Here is a 17,809-nt window from a genome sequence, read left to right on the forward strand (position 1 = left end):
CCCCTGAACGGCGCCCGTGCTCCCACCAGCGGCCGGTGCCCGTCAGGGGCCCCGACGCCCGTACGCCTCCCGCGTGATCGGTGCCGCGCGGCCCGTCACACCGATGCGGCCAGCGCGATCAGCTCCTGCAGCCGCAGTCCGCGCCGGGCGTCCAGCTCGCCGGGCACCCCGGTGCGCACGGCGGTGGCGAACTCACGGCGCAGCACCGGCCAGGCGTCCTCGTAGTCGAGTCCGGCCGTGTCGTACACCAGAGGGGGCTGCGGCCCGAACAGCTCGATGCGGGTCCCGCCGTGCGGGACGTCCACCGAGCCGGACAGCGAGCACTGGCTGACCGCGCCGCCCTCGTGCTCGCAGGTCAGCTCGATCCAGCGGCGGGGATCGCCCACGCCCCGAATGTGTGCGATGGGACCGATCGCGGCGTCCAGCAGGTCGAGCAGATGCGGACCCACGTCGAGCAGAGCCCCGTGCTCCAGGCGCCACGGGGTCGCGAAGTCCCCGCCCAGAAAGGCGCCGCTCAGCCCGCTGGAACGCGCACCGGCGACCTGCAGGCCCCGCGCCGCGGCGAGGAACTCCCGGGCGGACGGGTGGTAGCGATTGGACAGGACGAGCTGCGAGACGACGCCCGCTTCCTCGATCGCGTCGGCCAGTTGTCGCGCCGACCGCAGATCCTCCCCGAGTGGCTTCTCGAGCAGCAGTGCCTTGCCCGCCTTGGCGGCTCGGCCCGCCAGTTCCGCCTGCACGGCGGGCGGAACCGAGAAGGCCACCGCCTCGCATGCGTCGAGGAGTTCCTCGAACCGGGTGGCGACGGCCGCGCCGTAGGGGGCCGCGGTCTCGCGGGCCGCCTCCTCGCGGCGCGCCCACACGGCGGTGAGCCGGGTCTCCGGCCCTGCCGCGAGCACGCGTGCGTGCACGGCACGCGCCCAGGGTCCCGCCCCCACCAGTCCGACCCGCACCGGCTCACCGGTCCACGCATGCAGCGAGATGTCCGTCATGGAGGGAATTCCATCACGACTGCAAGGCCTTGAACATATGCGCATTCCCGCCCGGAACAACGTCCCACGCCATCAAGGAACTTGACCGAACAAAGGTGCCTGTGCGACGGGGCGGCGGCCTAGGCTGGCCGCTGTTGATCATCCCCGGCCACAGGAGTCACCGTGACGCCACCCCGACGCAAGACCGTCAGACGCACCACCGTTCTTCCCCGGCAGGCCGTCGCCACAGCGGTCCCCGTCGCCCTCGCCGCGCTGATCGCGGCCGGAGGCCCGGCGGTCGCCGGCACCGCGGGCGCGTCCGGGGCGGGCGACCCGTACTTCCCGTTCGAGGGCAACGGCGGCTACGACGTACGCCACTACGACCTGACCCTCGGCTACGACACCGGTACCGGCCACCTCGACGGCAAGGCGGTGCTGCGGGCCCGCGCCACCCAGCGCCTCACCCGCTTCGACCTCGACCTCATGGGACTCAAGGTCACCGGCGTGAGCGTCGACCACGTCAAGGCGTCGTTCCGCCGGAACGGGCAGGAACTCGTCATCACCCCCCGGCACGCGCTCCGCGCCGGCCAGGACTTCCGTGTCGCGGTCGACTACCAGGGCAAGCCCAAGCCGGTCACCGACCCCGACGGTTCGCTGGACGGCTGGATCCCCACCGACGACGGCGCGTTCGTGGCGAACGAGCCGCAGGGCGCCATGACCTGGTTCCCCGCCAACAGCCACCCCGTGGACAAGGCGTCGTACGACATCACCGTCACGGTGCCCAAGGGCCGCACCGCCGTCTCCAACGGTGTCCTCCTCAGCCGGCGGACCGTCGGCGGCCACACCACCTTCCACTGGCGCCAGGCCGAACCGATGGCCGCGTACCTGGCCACGGCGACGGTCGGGAAGTTCGACGTCCAGCAGTACACCACCCGCGACGGCATCAAGGTGTACAACGCCGTGGACCCGCGCGAGGCATCCGCCGCGGCCCCGGTCCTCAAGAAGCTGCCGTCCGTCCTCGCCTGGGAGAGCAAGGTCTTCGGCCCGTACCCCTTCCGTGCGGCCGGAGCCATCGTCGACAGGGCCCCGAAGGTCGGTTACGCGCTGGAGACCCAGACCCGCCCTGTCTACGACAGGGCACCCGATCTGAGCACCCTCGTCCACGAGAACGCCCACCAGTGGTTCGGGGACTCCGTCTCCCTGACCCGCTGGCAGGACATCTGGCTCAACGAGGGCTTCGCGACCTACGCCGAGTGGCTCTACAGCGAGCAGCACGGCGGCAAGAGCGCCCAGCAGACCTTCGACGCCCTGTACGCCCGTCCGGCGAGCGACGGCCTGTGGGCCTTCCCGCCCGCGAACCCGGGCAGCGGGGCCCACATCTTCGACACGCCCGTCTACGCCCGCGGCGCCATGGCCCTGCACAAGCTCCGCACGGCCGTCGGCGATGCCACCTTCTTCCGCATCCTGCGTACCTGGGCGGCCGACCACCGGGGCGGGCACGGGACGACGGCCCAGTTCGTCCGGCTGTCCGAGCGGCTGTCCGGTCAGGACCTGGACGCGCTGTTCCACACCTGGATCGGCACGACGGGCAAGCCGTCCGCGCCGTGAGCTACGGCCGCCGGAAGATCGTGACGGAATGACCGACGTCGTCGATCGCCCTGCTCGTGCGGATCAGCTCTGCGAGCCTGCCCTCGGCCTTGGCGATCGACGTGTCGGACACGGCCAGCAGCCCGTGCACCCGGCTCGGGGGCACCTTGAGCGGGTTGCGCCCGTGGATGCCGTACCAGGACGGCACACCGCTGCCCTTGTAGACGAGCCAGACGTCCCTGTCGTCCGGATAGCGCTCGTGCAGCCGGTCGGCCAGCCGGCCCAGGTCCTGTCCCCAGTCGACGTTGGAATCGTGCAGCCGCAGGTGCGTCTTCGCGGGACCGCCGAACGCCTCGTTGGAGTACGGCAGATAGTACGGATACGTCCGCAGCGAACTGACCGCGACGAACAGGATCAGCGCCGCGGTCACGGCGTACGACCATCGCCGCCGCAGGGCGAGCACACAGGCGGCGGCGATGGCGAGGAACACCGGTACGAAGATGGCGTAGCGCACGCCGAGATCGCGTGACCCCTGCATGGCCGCGGCCAGCAGCACCGCCGGGGGCAGCAGCACATAGGGGACGGCGGCGCGCAGTCGCGGCACCGCCATCAGTGTCAGGGCGCCGCAGAGCCACAGCGCCGACATCCCGAGCGGCGTCTTCACCAGCAGCGCGGCCGGAAGGTAGTACCACAGGGAGCCGGTGTAGAGCCGGCCGAAGAGATAGCCGTGCCAGGTCGCACTCTCGAAGCCGAACTGGATGCGCATCCCGTCGCGGTACGCGTCGGGGAAGGGCAGCCAGTCGATCAGCAGGGCACGCAGTCCGTGCACGGCGGGCACGTTCGCCGGTGCGCTCCACCGCAGCCGGGGATCGACCGCGAGATAGGCCGCCCATACGACGCCGACCAGGACGACCGCGACCCCGGCAGACGCCAACAGGGCGTGCGCCACGCGACGCGAGCGAGGTGCTGCGCTTCCCTTCGCATGCCAGGAGGACCACGCGGCCAGCGCCAGCAGGACGGGCACCGCGGGCAGCGTGCTCATCTTCGTGGCCACGGCCGCACCCGAGGCCAGCCCGGCGAGCGGCAGGTACGGCAGGGGCCGCCGTCGGGCCCGCCACATCAGCCAGGCCGCCGTCACCGTGAACCCTGCCGCCGGGACGTCAAGGGTGGCCAAGGACCCGTTCGTGATCAGGTCGGGCGAGAACGTGTACAGGGCGAGCGCCGCGAGCCCGCCTACGGCGCCGATCAGGTCCCGCGCGAACGCGAAGACGACCAGTCCGAACAGCAGCGTCGTGATCATCACCGGCAGCCGCGCCCAGAACATCACCCGCCATGGGTCGTTGCCCGACTCGTACAGCAGTCGCCGCCCCAACCGGCCCTGGTCACCCCGGAAACCGGGTTCGAGACGCGGGTGCGCGAGCACCGTGCCGGTCGCGATGATCAGCTTGCCGAGCGGCGGATGCTCGGGGTTGAACCGCAGGCTGTGCTCGCGGACGTAGACGACCGACGTGCCCACGTACACGGGTTCGTCGATGGTGGGGGTCTGCTGTACGGCGGTGGTGACCATGGCGAACGCCATCTGTGCCAGCAGGGCGACGACCGCCGCCACGAGCAGCGGCCGCCGGTGCCGGCGCAGCCGTGCCCAGCGGCGGGCGCCGTTCCGTTCCGGCGAGGGCCGACCGGGTGCCCGGATGCCGGCGGATGCCGGACGTCCGTCGTCGCCGGCGGTGAGGAGCGACTGCTGATCGTCTCTCATCGTCCGCGCTCCCCGATGTACGTCCCGCCCGTGCCCCCGGCGCCCACGAATGCTGCCATGTCATGTGCTACGTCGGCGCGGCGGGAACTTGCTCAACGGCGGGCGTGCCGGAATTCCCGCGGCGTCCTCGGGGCCGTCACGCGGGTTCGACCGGAACGGACAGTGCGGGCCGGCTGCGGGAGACGACGCGCGTTCCGCAGGCGTCGACGAGGCGTACCTGGAGCGAGCCGCATCCGCAGCGGGTCCAGATCGTGCTCCCCGCGGCCGTGGTGTGCCGGGACACCACCTGGAACGGTTCGGCGAGGTCGGGCCATCCGCAGTACGGGCAGGCCGGTGCGGGCGCACAAGTCATCGCAGTCTCCCTTCTGCTGTCTGGGCGGAACTGTGCTGCTGTCGGCGCGGAACCGTGCCGATGCCACCAGCGTGTGCGCACACCGCCGTTCATGTCCACGTTGACTTGCTCGACCGAACCGTGAAGCGTGGACTTCATGATTGATCTGCGCCGACTGCATGTCCTTCGGGCCGTCGCACACTACGGCACCGTGACCGCCGCCGCGCGCGCCCTGCACTTCACGACGTCCGCCGCCTCCCAGCAGATCCGCCAGCTGTCCCGTGAGCTCGGCGTCGATCTGCTGGAGCCGCACGGCCGCGGCGTACGGCTGACACCCGCAGCCCGTGGTCTGCTGGAGCACGCCGACGCCATCGAGACCCGCTGGCAGCAGGCCGAACACGACCTGCGCGCGGAGGAGGGCGATGTGGCCGGTCCACTGCGGGTGAGCGGCTTTCCCGTGGCCGTCTCGGTGCTCCTCGCGCCCATGGCGGCGCACCTGAGGGCATGTCATCCGCGGCTGTCCGTGTACATCCGGGAGGCGGGCGTGCCGGAGAGCTTCGATCTCCTCTTCGAGGGCGAGACCGACCTCGCCGTCGTGGAGGTGACGCCGCGCAACCCGCCGCACGGCGACGCCAGGTTCGACCAGCGGCCGCTCATGGACGACCCGTTCGACCTGGTCGTACCGGAAGGCCACGAACTGGCGGGCCGCGCGTGCGTCGACCTTGCGGAGGCCGCACTCGAACCCTGGATAGCGCCGGTACCGGACAGCCCCTGCCGGCCGCATGTGCTGTCCGCGTGCGGCGCGGCCGGTTTCACGCCCGACATCGCCCACCACGCGCTCGACTGGGACGTGACGGCCCACCTCGTCGCCTATGGACTCGGCGTCGCCCTGATCCCGCGCCTGGCCGGGCTGCCCTCACACCTGCCCGTCACCCGTGTCCGCTGCACAGGTGACCCGCACCGCAAGCTCCTGACCTGCGTGCGCGCAGGAGGCAGCTCTCGCCCGGCCGTCGCTGCGGCCCTCGCGCAGTTGCGGGAACTCGCGTCGACGACGGTCGGCGTACCGGCGGTCGCGCTCGGCGACGGGCGGTGACCGGGGTACGGCTCTGCAATGGCAGACGGAGCCATGCGCTGCACCGCCCGAACCCGTCGGGGTGTTGTCGAACGCAGGTCTGAAGAACCCGATTCCGGTGACCCAATGGGCAGTTGCTGCTTCAGCCGCGGAATGCGACGTGCGTCCTCCAGTCGGCCATTTGGGTGGTCGTCCGCTTTGGTTTCAGGTCCGGCGTGTCGGATTTCTCGACCCGCCGCACGCGGGGACATGCCATCCGCTCGGGAAATGCGCATGACGAGCCAGATGTGTTCCGCGGCCTTTCAGGGACGCGCGTACTCCTGCCGCACCACCACGGCGAGTTGGGCGAGAGCCTCTTCGGCGCCGGTGCGGTCGGACGCGTCGAGCACGGCCAGTGCGTCCGCGGCCGCCTCCCGGACGAGCCGGGGCACCTCGTCGAGTGCGGCCATCCGGTAGGCGACGGTGCGCCGGGCGGCCCGCTCCTCATGGGTCACCCCCGTCGGGCCGGTGCGGGGGAAGACCGCCGCCTCGTACGCGGCGACATGGAGGAGCACTCCGTGGGCGATCCCCTCGGCGTAGCCGCGCGATCCGGCCTCACGCCGCGCCGCCGCGAACTGCGCCAGTGCGCGCCGGCGCAAGGCGAGCGAGACGAGTGCGCCTGCCGCGCCCGCGCCCACCGCGGTGACCAGGGCGATCCGGGCGCCGCCGAAGAGCGCGCCGATCAGCGCCCCGCTCGCGGCGATCAGACAGACAAGCCCGCCGACGAGCAGCAGGAGAGCACGAGCGGGCGTGATCTGGGCCATGGCGTGCAGTGTGCCAGCCGTCGCCGTGAACAAGTGTCCGGACCCCCGTTCGGCGGGCACGCGGACGTGATGTGTGACACGTGTGTCGTGTCGCGCCTGGCGGCCGTCGGCGGATCGTTGCTGCGCAGGGCTTGATCGGTGATCAAGTCCGGGAAATCCGCTGGCCAGAGAGCCTTCCCCGCATTTGACACTTTGTTGCGCGCGCAGATAGGAATCATGCGCGGAAGTGGAGAGGTGGAGCGTGCGCGAGCCCAATGTGATCGGCGACTGGCAGGAATGCGAAGACGAGCATGCCGGCCTGTATGTCCGCGTCCACTCCCTGGAAAAGGCCGAGCCGCCGCGTGGACGCGACGATGCCGCCGAAGGACTGATCTATTTCCGCTTCCGGGTGACCGTCGAAAACCGCACGGCGGAACCCGTCGCACTGCATCTCGAAGACGGTCAACTGGACATTCGTACGGGCCCCGATGGGGAGAGCGCATTCATCGACTGGCGCAACTCGCAATTCATCGAGGGGTTCGACCTGTATCCACTGCGCCGTGCGACGGCCGTCCTGTACGCCGCCGCTCCCGAATGCTCCCTGAATCTTGTCGACATCCAGGTGCAGTTGAAGTCCGACGACGACTGGGCCGACCGGTATCTGTGGTCCGGTGATATGACGGCGCCGGACGGCCTGCCCGGCTCGGGTACCCGGACGGACGGCGCGTCCGAGGGCCTGGCCGGCCAGATCGCCACCTACCTGCACGAGCAGGCGGAGCGAGGGCAGAACTGAGCCGTCGGGCTCAGAGGGCAGCCGCCGCGGGGTCCAGGCGGCGCGCGGCGTGGACAGGTGTCACTCACGGTAGACGGTCAGTACGGCGCCGTTGATCTCGATGCGCTGCGGAGTGGGGCCCTCGCCCCGGCGCAGCATGGCGAGGCACTGCTCGAAGAGAGCGAGTTCTTCCTCGCTGAGTACCGCCGCTGCGAGGTCCAGCAGCTCGCCGATGGAGGCGTCCGTCAGGTCGGCGGGCAGCTCGCCGGAGAGCAGGACCACGGATTCTCCCGTCGGTCCCTTGACGATGGCGGTAGTGGGCCCGCCGTGTACGAAGAGCAAGGTTTCCCCCATAGGGCCTGGGAGTGCGGCTCAATGGGGCCCAGGCTGGAGGAGAGACTAGCGGCGGATCATGCGTGTTTGGGCCGAAGTGGCTTCTTTTAGCGCAAGCGGCCTGTGGTGCGTTGTGCGCTCTCCGTAGTGGTGCCGGCCGTCAGGGAGTGTCCGAACCGCGGTGGAGCAGCGACTCCACCAGCGCCGCAACGTGTTTGCGGTCCTCCGCGGACAGCCGTTGCACACTCGCGATGAGCACGTCTACTTCCGGGTCACCCGAGGCGTCGAACACGGGTACGGACTCGGCCACGGGGGCGTAGAGGTGGATGCCGCAGGCCTCCGCGGCGGCATGGCGGATGGTGTCCAGCGGGAGCCCCAGGCCCTGGGCGAGCCCTTCGAGGGTGGCCGGCTGGGGCATACGGGCCATGTGATCGGTCGTGGCCAGATGGTGGACCGTCGAGCGGGGGATGCCTCCGCGGCGGGCGACGTCGCCGTACGACCAGCGCTCGCTGTCCAGCCGGTCGCGGATGATCTGCTGCAGTGCGTTGGCCACCGATGGTCACTTCCTGCTCGCCGCCAGGCGGAACTCTTCCGGGTCGGATCATTCTAGGGGCCACTTGAGTGAGTTACGGAAGGTGTTCCCTTGAACCGCTTGCGTAACTCAAGCCGCGGCCCCTAGTGTCCAATCTCGTTGGACAGTACGTCCGACAAAGTTGGACGCTACCGGGGGGACCTGACCGCGTCCAGCGGATACACCTCTCGAACCCCAAGGGGGAATCGATCATGATGGATCCTCGTGAGCTCGACGCCGAGTCCGCGGAGCTGCTGCCGGGCCGTGAGGCCCTGGGGCGCCTGAAGTTCAGCTTCCACAAGACCGTGAACGTGGAAAAGAACATCGCCAACGTGTGGGCCCAGAACCAGTCCCAGGCGATCAACGACCACTCCGCGTGGTCGGAGGCGGAGTCGGCTGCCTGCCAGTCCATCAACATCCACCAGTGAGCCGGTGCCGTACGGACCGACGCCCCGGCACCGTGCGGCACCCGGTACCGCCGCGGCGACGCATCACCACACCTCCGCCCGCCGCGGCGGTACCACCACTGGGGCACCGATATCCGACGGAATATCACCAGCCGTCTGTCGGGCGGCGATCCATGCCCGCCCGGCTCATCCAGCATGTCAACGAATGCCTTCTGGAAAGGACACGCCATGAGCATGAGCGCCCATGAGCTGGACGCCGAGTCCGCGGAGCTGCTGCCGGGCCGTGAGGCCCTGGGGCGCATGAAGTTCAGCTTCCACAAGACCGTGAACGTGAAGAAGCACATCGCCAACGTGTGGGCCCAGAACCAGTCCCAGGCGATCAACGACCACTCCGCGTGGTCGAGCGCGGAGTCCCAGGCCGTGCAGTCCATCACGATCAACCAGTAACCCTCGTACGTCGACCGTACGTTCCGCGGACCGCGCCAGGGGCAGGCGCGGTCCGCACCCCGGGGGGAGGAAGGGCGCACATGACGCTGCTGGGCGAGAACGCCGCGGCACTCCACGACACCGGCCCGGTGCCGGGTCCCGGAGGATTGCCGATGACTTACGGCCAGTTCGCCACGGGCGAACTGACGGTCGTCGACCTGTACCAGCCGGTCGTACCCCGGCTGAGCGCTGGGCTTCAACTGCACGGCGAATACCAGGGGTCGGGGTTCACCGAGCCCAAGTACATCGCCCGTCGGGGGGACGGGCAGGTCGTTCAGTTGTCGCGACTGCTGTACCTGGTCGCGTCGTCGATCGACGGCAGCCGCGACATCGAGACGATCGCCCACCGGGTCAGCGCGCGGTTCGGGCGCGAGGTCAGCGCGGAGAACATCCGCTATCTGGTCGAGAACAAGCTCGAACCGCTCGGTGTGACGGTCCCCGAGGGCCAGGAGGACGACCAGGTCTCCGCACCCCGGTCGGACCTGCTCCTCGTACTCAAGGGCCATCGGGTCATCTTCAACGAACGCCGGGTGGCGAAGATCGCCAAGGCGCTGGCCTGGCTGCACAACCCCCTGGTCGTGATGGTCGTCCTCGCCGGCGTCGCCGTCCTGGACGTCTGGCTGTTCGCCTTCTTCGGCGCGATCACACCCGTGCTCGAGGTGCTCGACCAGCCGGTCCTGCTGCTGGTCGTGTTCGTGCTGACCGTGGCATCCCTGGTGTTCCACGAGTTCGGCCACGCCTCGGCATGCCGCTACGGAGGCGCCCGGCCCGGCTGTATCGGTTGCGGACTCTTTCTCATCTGGCCCTCGATGTACACGGACGTCACCGACGTCTACCGCATCGGCAAGGGGGGCAGGCTCCGCACCGACCTGGGCGGCATCTACTTCAACGTCGTCTTCATGCTGGCCATGGCCGGCGCCTACGCCGTCAGCGGTCAGCCGTTCTTCCTCGCCGCCGTCTATCTCGGCCATTTCGAGATCCTCGAACAGCTGATGCCCGCCGTGCGCCTGGACGGCTACTACATCCTCGGCGACCTCGCCGGGGTCCCCGACCTGTACGGCAAGATCAAGCCGATCCTGATCAGCCTGGTCCCGGGCCCGAAGGGACTCAAGGCCCGCGCCGAGGTCGCCGAACTCAAGAAGTCCTCGCGGGTCATCGTCGCCACCTGGGTCCTGACGATGGTGCCGCTGCTCATCGGCGAGCTGGGCTACGCGCTGTGGAACCTGCCGCGCATCGCCGCCACGATGATCCGCTCGCTGACCGAGCAGATCACCGGCACCGGTGGCGCGTTCGCGGAGGGAGAGATCGCGGCGGGCCTCATGGGCGTGGTCGGCTGCATCATGCTGCTGTGCCCGATGGCGGGCGTGGTCTATCTGTCGGTGAAGGTCGGCGGACGTCTGTGGCGGGGTGCCGTGAGGTCGACGGCGGGACGGCCGTACCTGCGTCTGGCGCTGTGCGCGGTGCTCCTGACCGGACTCGGCGGCCTCAGCTACGCATGGGTGTCGGGGATGACCCCGGAGCCGCTGCCCAAGAAGCCGCCGATCGCTCCCATACTGCAGCCCGGAGTGTCGACTTCGGCTCCGCCGGCCCGCCGCGCCAGCACACCGGATCCCGGCGACGCTTCGCCGTCGGCCGGCGTCTCGACCACGCCGTCCGCCTCCGCGACCCCGAGCGCCTCGGCGACCCCGAGCGCCTCGGCGAGCCCCTCGGGCTCCGCGAGCCCCAAGTCCAGCGCGTCGGCCACCTCAACGGGCCCGGTCGGCCAGCCGACCGGCAGCCCCGGTAACAGCGGGCAGCCGCCGGCCTCCGAATCCGCGGGCTCCGGGTCCGCCTCGCCCTCCGGTACGCCGCCTTCGGGCAGTCCGTCCCCATCGATGAGTACGACCCAGCCGCCGGAGAGCCCACCCCCGTCCAGCGCTTCCTGATCACCCCGGGCGACGGCCCGGGGGGTGAGCGGACCGGCCCCGGTAACTGGGCCCGGGGCCGGTCCCTCCGCCGCTCCGCCCGCCGGGGGTGCCTCGCACCCCCGCGTCCGGGGGAGCACCGTCCGACGACATCACTGACGCAGGAGACCCATGTGAACCAGCACCGTAAACCCCGAACACACTCCGTCCTCACCCAACGCGCCGTCCGCGTGGGGCTGTTGGCCGCCGGAGCGGCCGGTCTCGCGACCGCCGTGCCCGCGCAGGCGGCGGCAGGGGCGGCGCACTCGGCGGTCGCTATCGACCATTTGTACAGCCGTGCCGGTTTCATTCATCACACAGACGTCAAGGACTCGTTCACGGTGCGCCAGTTCGGCACGGTGCGAGCCGGGACGGTGCGCAACCAGGCGACCGCCCTCGGGGTGGGCTGCTCGGTCGACGACCACTGCCGTTCGGTCGCGTTTTCGTTCCAGATCGTCACGATGGCCGGGGAGCGCGTGCATCTGAACGCGATCAATCGCGGCGACGCGATCAACCAGTACTGCAACGGCTGCCAGACCCTCGCGGGCGCCTACCAGTTCGTCGTGTCCACGCCCCGCCCCTTCACGCTGGACAACGCGACCCAGGGGCGGCTGGCGGACATCCACCGGCGACTTGACGACCTGACGCGTTCGACGCTTTCCGCCGCCGACCTCAGGGCGCAGGCGGACTCGCTGGCCGCGGAGGTGAATGCGGTGCTCCGCGACGCGGTGGCCAAGGCCCCCAAGGGCCCGGAGCGGCCCAATGTCACCCTCCACCGGCACCTGGACGGCTGGCCCGCCCACTGACCGGGCCGGCCTGGGCCCGCCGTCCCACTCCCTTCGGGACGGCGGGCCTTCACCTGTGCGCCGGGCGATCAGGCAGCGAAGACAACGGCGCCGGAAGCGCTAACGAGGGTGCAGAGCCGTGGGGGTTGCGCCCCTCGTCGTCCGCCGGCCGGACGGATCGCGTCGGGCAGGCCGTAGGTGAGCGCGTCGGCCGAGGAGCCGGGCGTGGTACGGCGGTCGGCATGACGCCCCGCTCGGGGGAGGGGTCATGAGCCGGTTCGGGTCGCCTGTCCCGGCGCGGTCGCGGGGATTGGCCGGAGATGGTCGTACCGGACGTGCGCCGCAGTGCGTACGATGCCGTCGCCCCCGGAATTCACAGCTCCTTCACAGCCTGGGGGATATGTGCATGTTCAGTTTTGACATGCCCATGACGTATCGCCAGATACCTGATCCAACGCACTGGTCAGCGACGGTCCCCCGCATGTCGGTGGGGCCGCACCCCCCAACACACGACGGCGCTCGCCGTCGGTACACCGATGCAACGGATGGGAGAACCATGGCTGGTGGACTGCTCCTGGGCGGCGCGATAGCGGCGCTCCTGACCACCGCACTGCCCGCGCACGACCCCTCCTCCGGGATCGTCGACCCGCCCCCGGACAAGATCGTCATCAAGATCGCCACGGTGAACGGATCCGGCTGCCCGAAGGGCACCGCCGCGGTCGCCGTCTCGCCCGAGAACACCGCTTTCACGGTCACCTACAGCGACTACCTCGCCCAGGTGGGAGGCAACTCCGACCCCACCGCGTTCCGCAAGAACTGTCAGCTCAACCTCATCGTCCACGTGCCACAGGGCTTCACGTACGCGATCGCCAGCGCGGACTACCGCGGCTTCGCCTCCCTTCAGCCCGGCGCCAGCAGTACGGAGAAGGCCTCGTACTACTTCCAGGGATCGTCGAGCACGGCGGCGATCACCCACCCCTTCGGCGGCCCGTACAACGACAACTGGCAGTCGACGGACGTCACCGACTGGGCGCAGCTGGTGTGGGCGCCCTGCGGCGTGCAGCGGAACTTCAACATCAACACCGAACTCCGTGTCAACGCGGGCACATCGGCCCCCGGCAGCACGAGCTTCATGACCATGGACTCGACGGACGGTGACATCAGCACCGTCTACCACCTGGCCTGGAAGGAGTGCCCCAAGTCCTGAGGCACCCGCCCGCGCGCCGTCACCGGCTCCCTCGGGGCCGGTGACGGAACGACGGGCCGGCGGGGCCTCTGGCAGCCGGCCCCGACGGAGTTCTCACCGCGCCCGCCGAGTGGTGGCAGCGGCTCACCATGGACCGCCACCCTCCCAGCCGCGCCCGGCGGGCATCTCCCGCACGGAGAGCCGTTCAATTTTGGATGAGCAGTTGTCCAAAATTGGAGAACGGGCTAGCGTGAGGTCATCCAAAATTGGACGACATAATCGTCGCCCGTGCACCCCTCTTCTCTGGAGAACACTCATGACCGTCGCCGTCGAGACCGGACAGTGGCAGCTCGACCGGACCGCCTCCACCGTCGCCGTACAGCACAAGACGATGTGGGGACTGGTCACGGTCAAGGGCTCCTTCACCTCCGTGAACGGCCAGGGAGAGGTGAAGCCCGACGGCAGCGTCCAGGGCACCATCGCTGTGGACGCCGCCTCCCTCGACACCAAGCACGCCAAGCGCGACCAGCACCTGCGCTCGGCGGACTTCTTCGACGCCGAGCACCACCCCGAGATCACCTTCGCGGTACGCGGGGCCGAGTCGCGTGCGGGCGACTCCGCACAGATCGCAGGTGAGTTGACCGTGCGAGGGGTCAGCCGGCCGCAGTCCTTCACAGCGCGTGTCGCACACGCCGACGCGAGCACGGTCACGCTCGAGGCGGAGTTCACCGTGGACCGCACGGATTTCGGTCTGGTCTGGAATCAACTGGGCATGTTGCGCGGTCTGACCACCGTCGACGCGAGCCTGCGTTTCACGCGGGTCACGGCGTGACCCGCGCGATCGGGAGCGTGCCGGGGCCGAGACCGGGTGTCAGCCCTGTCCGGGACGTCGGAGCCTGAGTACGGCGAAGGGCCCGGACCGCTGGTCTCCATGCGGTCCGGGCCCCTCGGCACGATCGCGGCGGGTCGACCCGCCGCGCCGTCACTACTTACGGGCGCGCAGGGCGGCCAGCGCCCGGTCGGCGTGTGCGCTCATCCGCAGTTCGCTGCGCACCACCTCGAGCACCGTGCGGTCCTGGTCGATGACGAAGGTGACGCGCTTGGTGGGGGCGACCGAGAATCCGCGCTTGACGCCGAACATCTCCCGGACCCTTCCGTCCTCGTCCGACAGCAGCGGGAAGCCGAGCGTGTGGCGTCCGGCGAACTCCTGCTGCCGTTCGACCGAGTCCCCGCTGATGCCGACCGGCCGCGCGCCGACGGCCGCGAACTCGGCGGCCAGGTCCCGGAAGTGGCATGCCTCCGCAGTGCAGCCCCGGCTGAGGGCGGCGGGGTAGAAGAACAGTACGACGGGCCCCTCGGCAAGGAGTTCGGACAGTCGCCGCCCAGTGCCGGACTCGTCCGGCAGCACGAAGTCCTCGACCTCGGTGCCCACCTCGATATGCTCGGTCATGCCGTGGCCTCCGTGTTCTTGGCGATGCCGCGGGCCCACAGGACGAGAGGCACCTGCAGCGGAAGCCTCGCCAGCGCCGCGGCCCTGAGCGGTGTGGGACGGTCCCGCCAGTCGACGGCCATCTGCACATTGGCCGGGAACACTCCCACGAAGAACGCTGCGGCCGCCCGAGCGGCGGCACGACGCGTACGGGGCAGCGCCAAGCCGGCGGCGAGCGCGAGTTCGACAACACCGCTCGTGTAGGTCCACGCCCGGGCCGGCCCCGGCAGAGCGCGCGGGACGATCGCGTCGAACTGCTGTGGCGAGACGAAATGACCGACACCCGCGGTGGCCAACAGGCCCGCGAGCAGCAGGGGTGAGCGTTCCGACCGGGACACGGTTCCTCCTTAGGGGCCTGCGGGCAGATATTACTGGACGGTAGAACGGGCTCGGACTGAACTGGCGCATGAACGAAGGTGCACGGCGCGTCGGGACGGCGGTGTGGTCGGGTGCGCGGACGCGCCTGATCAAGTCCAATGAGGAACAACCGAGTTGCCGCCGCGATGGTTCATGGCTGCCGCGAAGTGGAGTGCAGCGGACGAGATATGACGATCTGTCGGCTAAGGATCATGCCGCGCGGAGGCCGGATCGCATGTCCTCCGTTCGGGGACTGGCAGCGGCAAACCCCGGTTCCCTAAGAGTCATCCCGTATTGGGATGCCACCCGATCAGTTCCCGCGCAGGGATACCGCCGCGGGCTGCGGTGTTTCCTGTGTGGGCGGCTGTTCCGACGTGGTCCTTGTGCCGCTGGTTCGCGGGTCGGGTCTCATTCGGGGTGGGCCGGTGCCGGTCGGGGGTGTTTCGTCGAGCAGAGGCCTGCCGGCCGGGGATTCCCGGACCGTGGGCTGCCGCGTGGGTGCGGCCCCTGCTGGGGCGGGCACCGCGCTGCGGTTGACTCGACAGGGCTTCTTGCAGCCCTGGTGAGAACAAGATCTGTGTGGTGCGGGCCTGGACGGTGTCCAGGCCCGCAGTGCTGGGATCGTCTGGATCGGTGAGCCGGACGTGCGCGGCGAGTGCGGCGGAGACCATGTCGCGGTCGGCGACCAGGCCGCAGGAGGTGCAGGTGTGGACCCGGTCGGCGAGGCTTTTCCGCACCTGGGCGCCGCACAGGCAGGTCTGGGACAGCTTCGTGGTGAAGGTCGACGCGCGCAGCAGGCGGCCGCTGGTCTTCTCGCATTCTTTGCCGATCGCGGCGATGAGCCGGCCAGGTGTGGTGGCTTGCAGGGCGCGGCCCCACAGCCGGAACCAGGTGCGGATGTCGCAGTCCTCGACGGTCAGGTTGGCACCATGAGCGCCAACGATCCGTTGGGCTGTGCGACGTGCCTGGTGGTCTTTCGCCGCGGCGGTGGTGGCCGCGGCCTCGGCGAGCCTGGCCCGGTTGAGGCGGTAGCCGACCGAGAGGGTGTCCCTGCGGTACGCCTGTTTTGGCACTCCGGCCTTGTTCGCCGCCCGCGCGCCGCCCGGAACGTGAACGTGCCGTTCCGGGAGTCCGGCGCTCTTGCGTCGTGCGGCTCGGGCCTGCTGGCGTTTCGACGGCGCGTACTGGCCTGGGTTGGTGGCGCGGCGGGACCGGTCGAGGGCACGTTTGCGGCCCCGTTCCTTGCGGCGGGCCTTTTCGAGTGCGGCCAGCTCGTCATCGGTGAGCTCGACCCTGGTCGAGCTCACCGCGCCGTCTGCGGGGTCGAAGGTATCTGGGAAGGAGACGACGGACAGGTTGGAGACGTTGCCGTCGATCCCACCGACCCGGTTCAGGTCGGCTGCAGCAGCCCGCCTCGCCTTAGCCTCGATCCACCGGGCAATAGCCGGTCCAGGGCTTGGACATGAAGACGCGGATGCCCTCTGAGCTGGGACGATGGGACTTCCTAGGGTTCCATGTCCACAGAATCGGAGTACATCCGCGAGATGCAATCTTCCCATGCCACTTCGGCGGTGTCCGCCGCGTTCGATGAGGCGAATCTGGTCGCGTATGCCGGGCTGGTCCCGGTGATGCGGTTGGCTGAGCGGTGCGGGCTTGCCCGTCTGACGGCGGACAAGGTGAAGCTGAGGGGGGCGAAGAACGGGGCGGGTGCCGCGGCGGACGCCAAGGTCGGAAGCATCGTGGCCGGCATGGCCGCGGGCGCGGACAGCATCGACGACCTGGACGTGCTGCGGCACGGTGCGATGCCCCTGCTGTTCGCAGGTATCCGTGCCCCGTCCACTCTGGGCACGTTCCTGCGCTCGTTCACCCACGGTCATGCCCTCCAACTGCACGCGGTGCACCGTCAGTTCCTGGCCGCGCTGGCCGCGAACACCCCGCTGCTGCCCGGCGCGGGCGAGAAGGCGTTCATCGATGTCGACTCCACTCACAAACGCGTCTACGGCCGCACCAAGCAGGGTGGCGAGTACGGCCGGTTCAAGGGCATCCGCACCCTGCACCCCCTGCTCGCCACGATCTGCACCCCCACCTCCCGACCGGTGATCGCCACCGTGCGGATGCGCCGCGGCAAAGCGGCCGACTCCCGCGGCGCCCCGAAACTCGTCAGCGAGGCACTGGCCACCGCCCGTGAGGCCGGCTGCACAGGCCTGCGCATCCTGCGCGCCGACTCGCAGTTCTACAACGCCGGCGTCATCGCCGCCTGCCGCCGGGCCGGCGCCCGCTTCTCCCTCACCACCGGCATGAACCCCTCCATCAAACGGGCCATCGCCGCCATCGACGACACCGCCTGGCAGCAGATCACCTACCCCACCGCCGTGCCCGACCCGGAGAGCGGCGAGCTCATCTCGGACGCCGAAGTCGCCGAGATACCCGCCTACACCGCGTTCGCCGGCCGGAAGAAAGCAGATCGGGTCACCGCCCGCCTCATCGTGCGCCGGGTCCGCGACCTGGCCAAACCCAACACCATCGGCGAGCAGGGCGAACTCTTCCCCGCCTGGCGCTACCACCCGTTCTTCACCGACAACCCCGCCCCCACCCTCCAGGCCGAGCGGGAACACCGCCACCACGCCGTCGTCGAGCAGGTCATCGCCGACAGCAAGAACTCCGCCCTGGCCCACCTGCCGTCCGGGCACTTCCACGCCAACGCCGCCTGGCTCACCCTGTGGGCCATGGCCTACAACCTGCTGCGGGCCACCGGCGCCCTGACCTCCGCCTTCCACGCCAAAGCCACCACCGCCACCCTGCGCGCCCACCTCGTCCACGTCCCCGCCAGGATCGCCCGCTCCGCCCGCCGCCTCACCCTGCACCTACCGCAGCGATGGCCCTGGCAGCACGCCTGGACACGACTGTTCGACACCGTCCACCCGCCACCCGAGGCGGCCCGACGTCACTGACCATCCCGCCCCGCCAGGGGCCCGACCGGA

General features: G+C 70.0%; 19 protein-coding genes. 10 read left to right on the forward strand and 9 right to left on the reverse strand.

The features are described from left to right. Positions 1-95: 95 nt before the first annotated feature. The gene (locus ACQEXA_RS47210; protein ID WP_432924501.1) at positions 96-992 is read right to left on the reverse strand and encodes a Gfo/Idh/MocA family protein; all 897 of its coding nucleotides are present in this window, start codon (positions 990-992) and stop codon (positions 96-98) included. Between the two features lie 162 nt (positions 993-1,154). On the opposite strand from ACQEXA_RS47210, the gene ACQEXA_RS47215 reads away from it, so the two are divergent. Beyond that, positions 1,155-2,579 carry a M1 family metallopeptidase gene (locus ACQEXA_RS47215; protein WP_433132955.1) on the forward strand — a complete coding sequence of 475 codons (1,425 nt, stop codon included), beginning with the start codon at positions 1,155-1,157 and terminating at the stop codon, positions 2,577-2,579. A gap of 1 nt (position 2,580) precedes the next feature. On the opposite strand, the gene ACQEXA_RS47220 is transcribed toward ACQEXA_RS47215, so the two are convergent. Continuing rightward, positions 2,581-4,314, reverse strand: coding sequence for a phospholipid carrier-dependent glycosyltransferase (locus tag ACQEXA_RS47220; protein ID WP_433132957.1), 1,734 nt, complete (start codon positions 4,312-4,314; stop codon positions 2,581-2,583). Between the two features lie 136 nt (positions 4,315-4,450). Further along, positions 4,451-4,666: a hypothetical protein gene (locus ACQEXA_RS47225; RefSeq protein ID WP_359399713.1), complete on the reverse strand. Its 216-nt coding sequence runs from the start codon at positions 4,664-4,666 to the stop codon at positions 4,451-4,453. Between the two features lie 136 nt (positions 4,667-4,802). On the opposite strand from ACQEXA_RS47225, the gene ACQEXA_RS47230 reads away from it, so the two are divergent. Further along, on the forward strand, positions 4,803-5,738 hold the full coding sequence (locus ACQEXA_RS47230; RefSeq protein WP_432924495.1) for a LysR family transcriptional regulator: 936 nt from the start codon (positions 4,803-4,805) through the stop codon (positions 5,736-5,738). A 281-nt stretch (positions 5,739-6,019) separates the two neighbouring features. Here ACQEXA_RS47230 and ACQEXA_RS47235 read toward each other — a convergent pair whose 3' ends face one another. After that, positions 6,020-6,520: a hypothetical protein gene (locus ACQEXA_RS47235; RefSeq protein WP_432924493.1), complete on the reverse strand. Its 501-nt coding sequence runs from the start codon at positions 6,518-6,520 to the stop codon at positions 6,020-6,022. 241 nt (positions 6,521-6,761) lie between these two features. Here ACQEXA_RS47235 and ACQEXA_RS47240 point away from each other — a divergent pair, with 241 nt between their 5' ends. Continuing rightward, positions 6,762-7,292, forward strand: coding sequence for a hypothetical protein (locus ACQEXA_RS47240; protein ID WP_359399722.1), 531 nt, complete (start codon positions 6,762-6,764; stop codon positions 7,290-7,292). Between the two features lie 60 nt (positions 7,293-7,352). On the opposite strand, the gene ACQEXA_RS47245 is transcribed toward ACQEXA_RS47240, so the two are convergent. Together ACQEXA_RS47245 and ACQEXA_RS47250 are read right to left on the reverse strand one after the other, a co-directional pair. Continuing rightward, positions 7,353-7,613, reverse strand: coding sequence for a hypothetical protein (locus ACQEXA_RS47245; protein WP_359399725.1), 261 nt, complete (start codon positions 7,611-7,613; stop codon positions 7,353-7,355). 151 nt (positions 7,614-7,764) lie between these two features. Further along, on the reverse strand, positions 7,765-8,157 hold the full coding sequence (locus tag ACQEXA_RS47250; protein WP_359399728.1) for a helix-turn-helix domain-containing protein: 393 nt from the start codon (positions 8,155-8,157) through the stop codon (positions 7,765-7,767). 227 nt (positions 8,158-8,384) lie between these two features. Here ACQEXA_RS47250 and ACQEXA_RS47255 point away from each other — a divergent pair, with 227 nt between their 5' ends. From ACQEXA_RS47255 to ACQEXA_RS47280, 6 genes are all read left to right on the forward strand, one after another. Then, complete coding sequence (locus tag ACQEXA_RS47255; RefSeq protein WP_432938929.1) at positions 8,385-8,603, forward strand: hypothetical protein; 219 nt, start codon at positions 8,385-8,387, stop codon at positions 8,601-8,603. 207 nt (positions 8,604-8,810) lie between these two features. Next, a complete protein-coding gene (locus ACQEXA_RS47260; RefSeq protein WP_432924490.1) occupies positions 8,811-9,029 on the forward strand; it encodes a hypothetical protein in 219 nt (72 codons plus the stop codon). 80 nt (positions 9,030-9,109) lie between these two features. After that, positions 9,110-10,993, forward strand: coding sequence for a hypothetical protein (locus ACQEXA_RS47265; protein WP_432924488.1), 1,884 nt, complete (start codon positions 9,110-9,112; stop codon positions 10,991-10,993). 152 nt (positions 10,994-11,145) lie between these two features. Further along, positions 11,146-11,817 (forward strand): hypothetical protein, encoded by a 672-nt coding sequence (locus ACQEXA_RS47270; RefSeq protein ID WP_432924486.1) that lies wholly within the window; start codon positions 11,146-11,148, stop codon positions 11,815-11,817. Between the two features lie 535 nt (positions 11,818-12,352). After that, on the forward strand, positions 12,353-13,003 hold the full coding sequence (locus ACQEXA_RS47275; protein WP_432924484.1) for a DUF4360 domain-containing protein: 651 nt from the start codon (positions 12,353-12,355) through the stop codon (positions 13,001-13,003). A gap of 295 nt (positions 13,004-13,298) precedes the next feature. Then, positions 13,299-13,814 (forward strand): YceI family protein, encoded by a 516-nt coding sequence (locus ACQEXA_RS47280; protein ID WP_432924480.1) that lies wholly within the window; start codon positions 13,299-13,301, stop codon positions 13,812-13,814. 153 nt (positions 13,815-13,967) lie between these two features. Here ACQEXA_RS47280 and ACQEXA_RS47285 read toward each other — a convergent pair whose 3' ends face one another. The 3 genes from ACQEXA_RS47285 to ACQEXA_RS47295 form a co-directional block, all read right to left on the reverse strand. After that, positions 13,968-14,432: a peroxiredoxin gene (locus tag ACQEXA_RS47285; RefSeq protein WP_433132959.1), complete on the reverse strand. Its 465-nt coding sequence runs from the start codon at positions 14,430-14,432 to the stop codon at positions 13,968-13,970. Beyond that, a complete protein-coding gene (locus ACQEXA_RS47290) occupies positions 14,429-14,809 on the reverse strand; it encodes a DoxX family protein (RefSeq protein WP_432924476.1) in 381 nt (126 codons plus the stop codon). The genes ACQEXA_RS47285 and ACQEXA_RS47290 overlap by 4 nt, the downstream gene beginning before the upstream one ends. A 303-nt stretch (positions 14,810-15,112) precedes the next feature. Then, entirely contained in the window at positions 15,113-16,135 is a 1,023-nt protein-coding gene (locus ACQEXA_RS47295; protein WP_432924474.1) for a zinc ribbon domain-containing protein, read from the reverse strand. A gap of 237 nt (positions 16,136-16,372) precedes the next feature. Between ACQEXA_RS47295 and ACQEXA_RS47300 the strand changes: the two genes are divergently transcribed. Next, positions 16,373-17,779 carry an IS1380 family transposase gene (locus ACQEXA_RS47300; protein WP_433134763.1) on the forward strand — a complete coding sequence of 469 codons (1,407 nt, stop codon included), beginning with the start codon at positions 16,373-16,375 and terminating at the stop codon, positions 17,777-17,779. The last annotated feature ends 30 nt before the right edge of the window (positions 17,780-17,809 follow it).

It is taken from the genome of Streptomyces sp. CA-106110 (genome assembly GCF_050936285.1).
GTDB lineage: Bacteria > Actinomycetota > Actinomycetes > Streptomycetales > Streptomycetaceae > Streptomyces.

Excerpts from the sequence above, each read along its gene's own strand:
- ACQEXA_RS47210 (WP_432924501.1), bottom strand. The coding sequence starts at position 992 with ATGACGGACATCTCGCTGCATGCGTGGACCGGTGAGCCGGTGCGGGTC.
- ACQEXA_RS47220 (WP_433132957.1), bottom strand. The coding sequence starts at position 4,314 with ATGAGAGACGATCAGCAGTCGCTCCTCACCGCCGGCGACGACGGACGT.
- ACQEXA_RS47225 (WP_359399713.1), bottom strand. The coding sequence starts at position 4,666 with ATGACTTGTGCGCCCGCACCGGCCTGCCCGTACTGCGGATGGCCCGAC.
- ACQEXA_RS47230 (WP_432924495.1), top strand. The coding sequence starts at position 4,803 with ATGATTGATCTGCGCCGACTGCATGTCCTTCGGGCCGTCGCACACTAC.
- ACQEXA_RS47235 (WP_432924493.1), bottom strand. The coding sequence starts at position 6,520 with ATGGCCCAGATCACGCCCGCTCGTGCTCTCCTGCTGCTCGTCGGCGGG.
- ACQEXA_RS47260 (WP_432924490.1), top strand. The coding sequence starts at position 8,811 with ATGAGCATGAGCGCCCATGAGCTGGACGCCGAGTCCGCGGAGCTGCTG.
- ACQEXA_RS47265 (WP_432924488.1), top strand. The coding sequence starts at position 9,110 with ATGACGCTGCTGGGCGAGAACGCCGCGGCACTCCACGACACCGGCCCG.
- ACQEXA_RS47275 (WP_432924484.1), top strand. The coding sequence starts at position 12,353 with ATGGCTGGTGGACTGCTCCTGGGCGGCGCGATAGCGGCGCTCCTGACC.
- ACQEXA_RS47280 (WP_432924480.1), top strand. The coding sequence starts at position 13,299 with ATGACCGTCGCCGTCGAGACCGGACAGTGGCAGCTCGACCGGACCGCC.
- ACQEXA_RS47285 (WP_433132959.1), bottom strand. The coding sequence starts at position 14,432 with ATGACCGAGCATATCGAGGTGGGCACCGAGGTCGAGGACTTCGTGCTG.
- ACQEXA_RS47300 (WP_433134763.1), top strand. The coding sequence starts at position 16,373 with ATGCAATCTTCCCATGCCACTTCGGCGGTGTCCGCCGCGTTCGATGAG.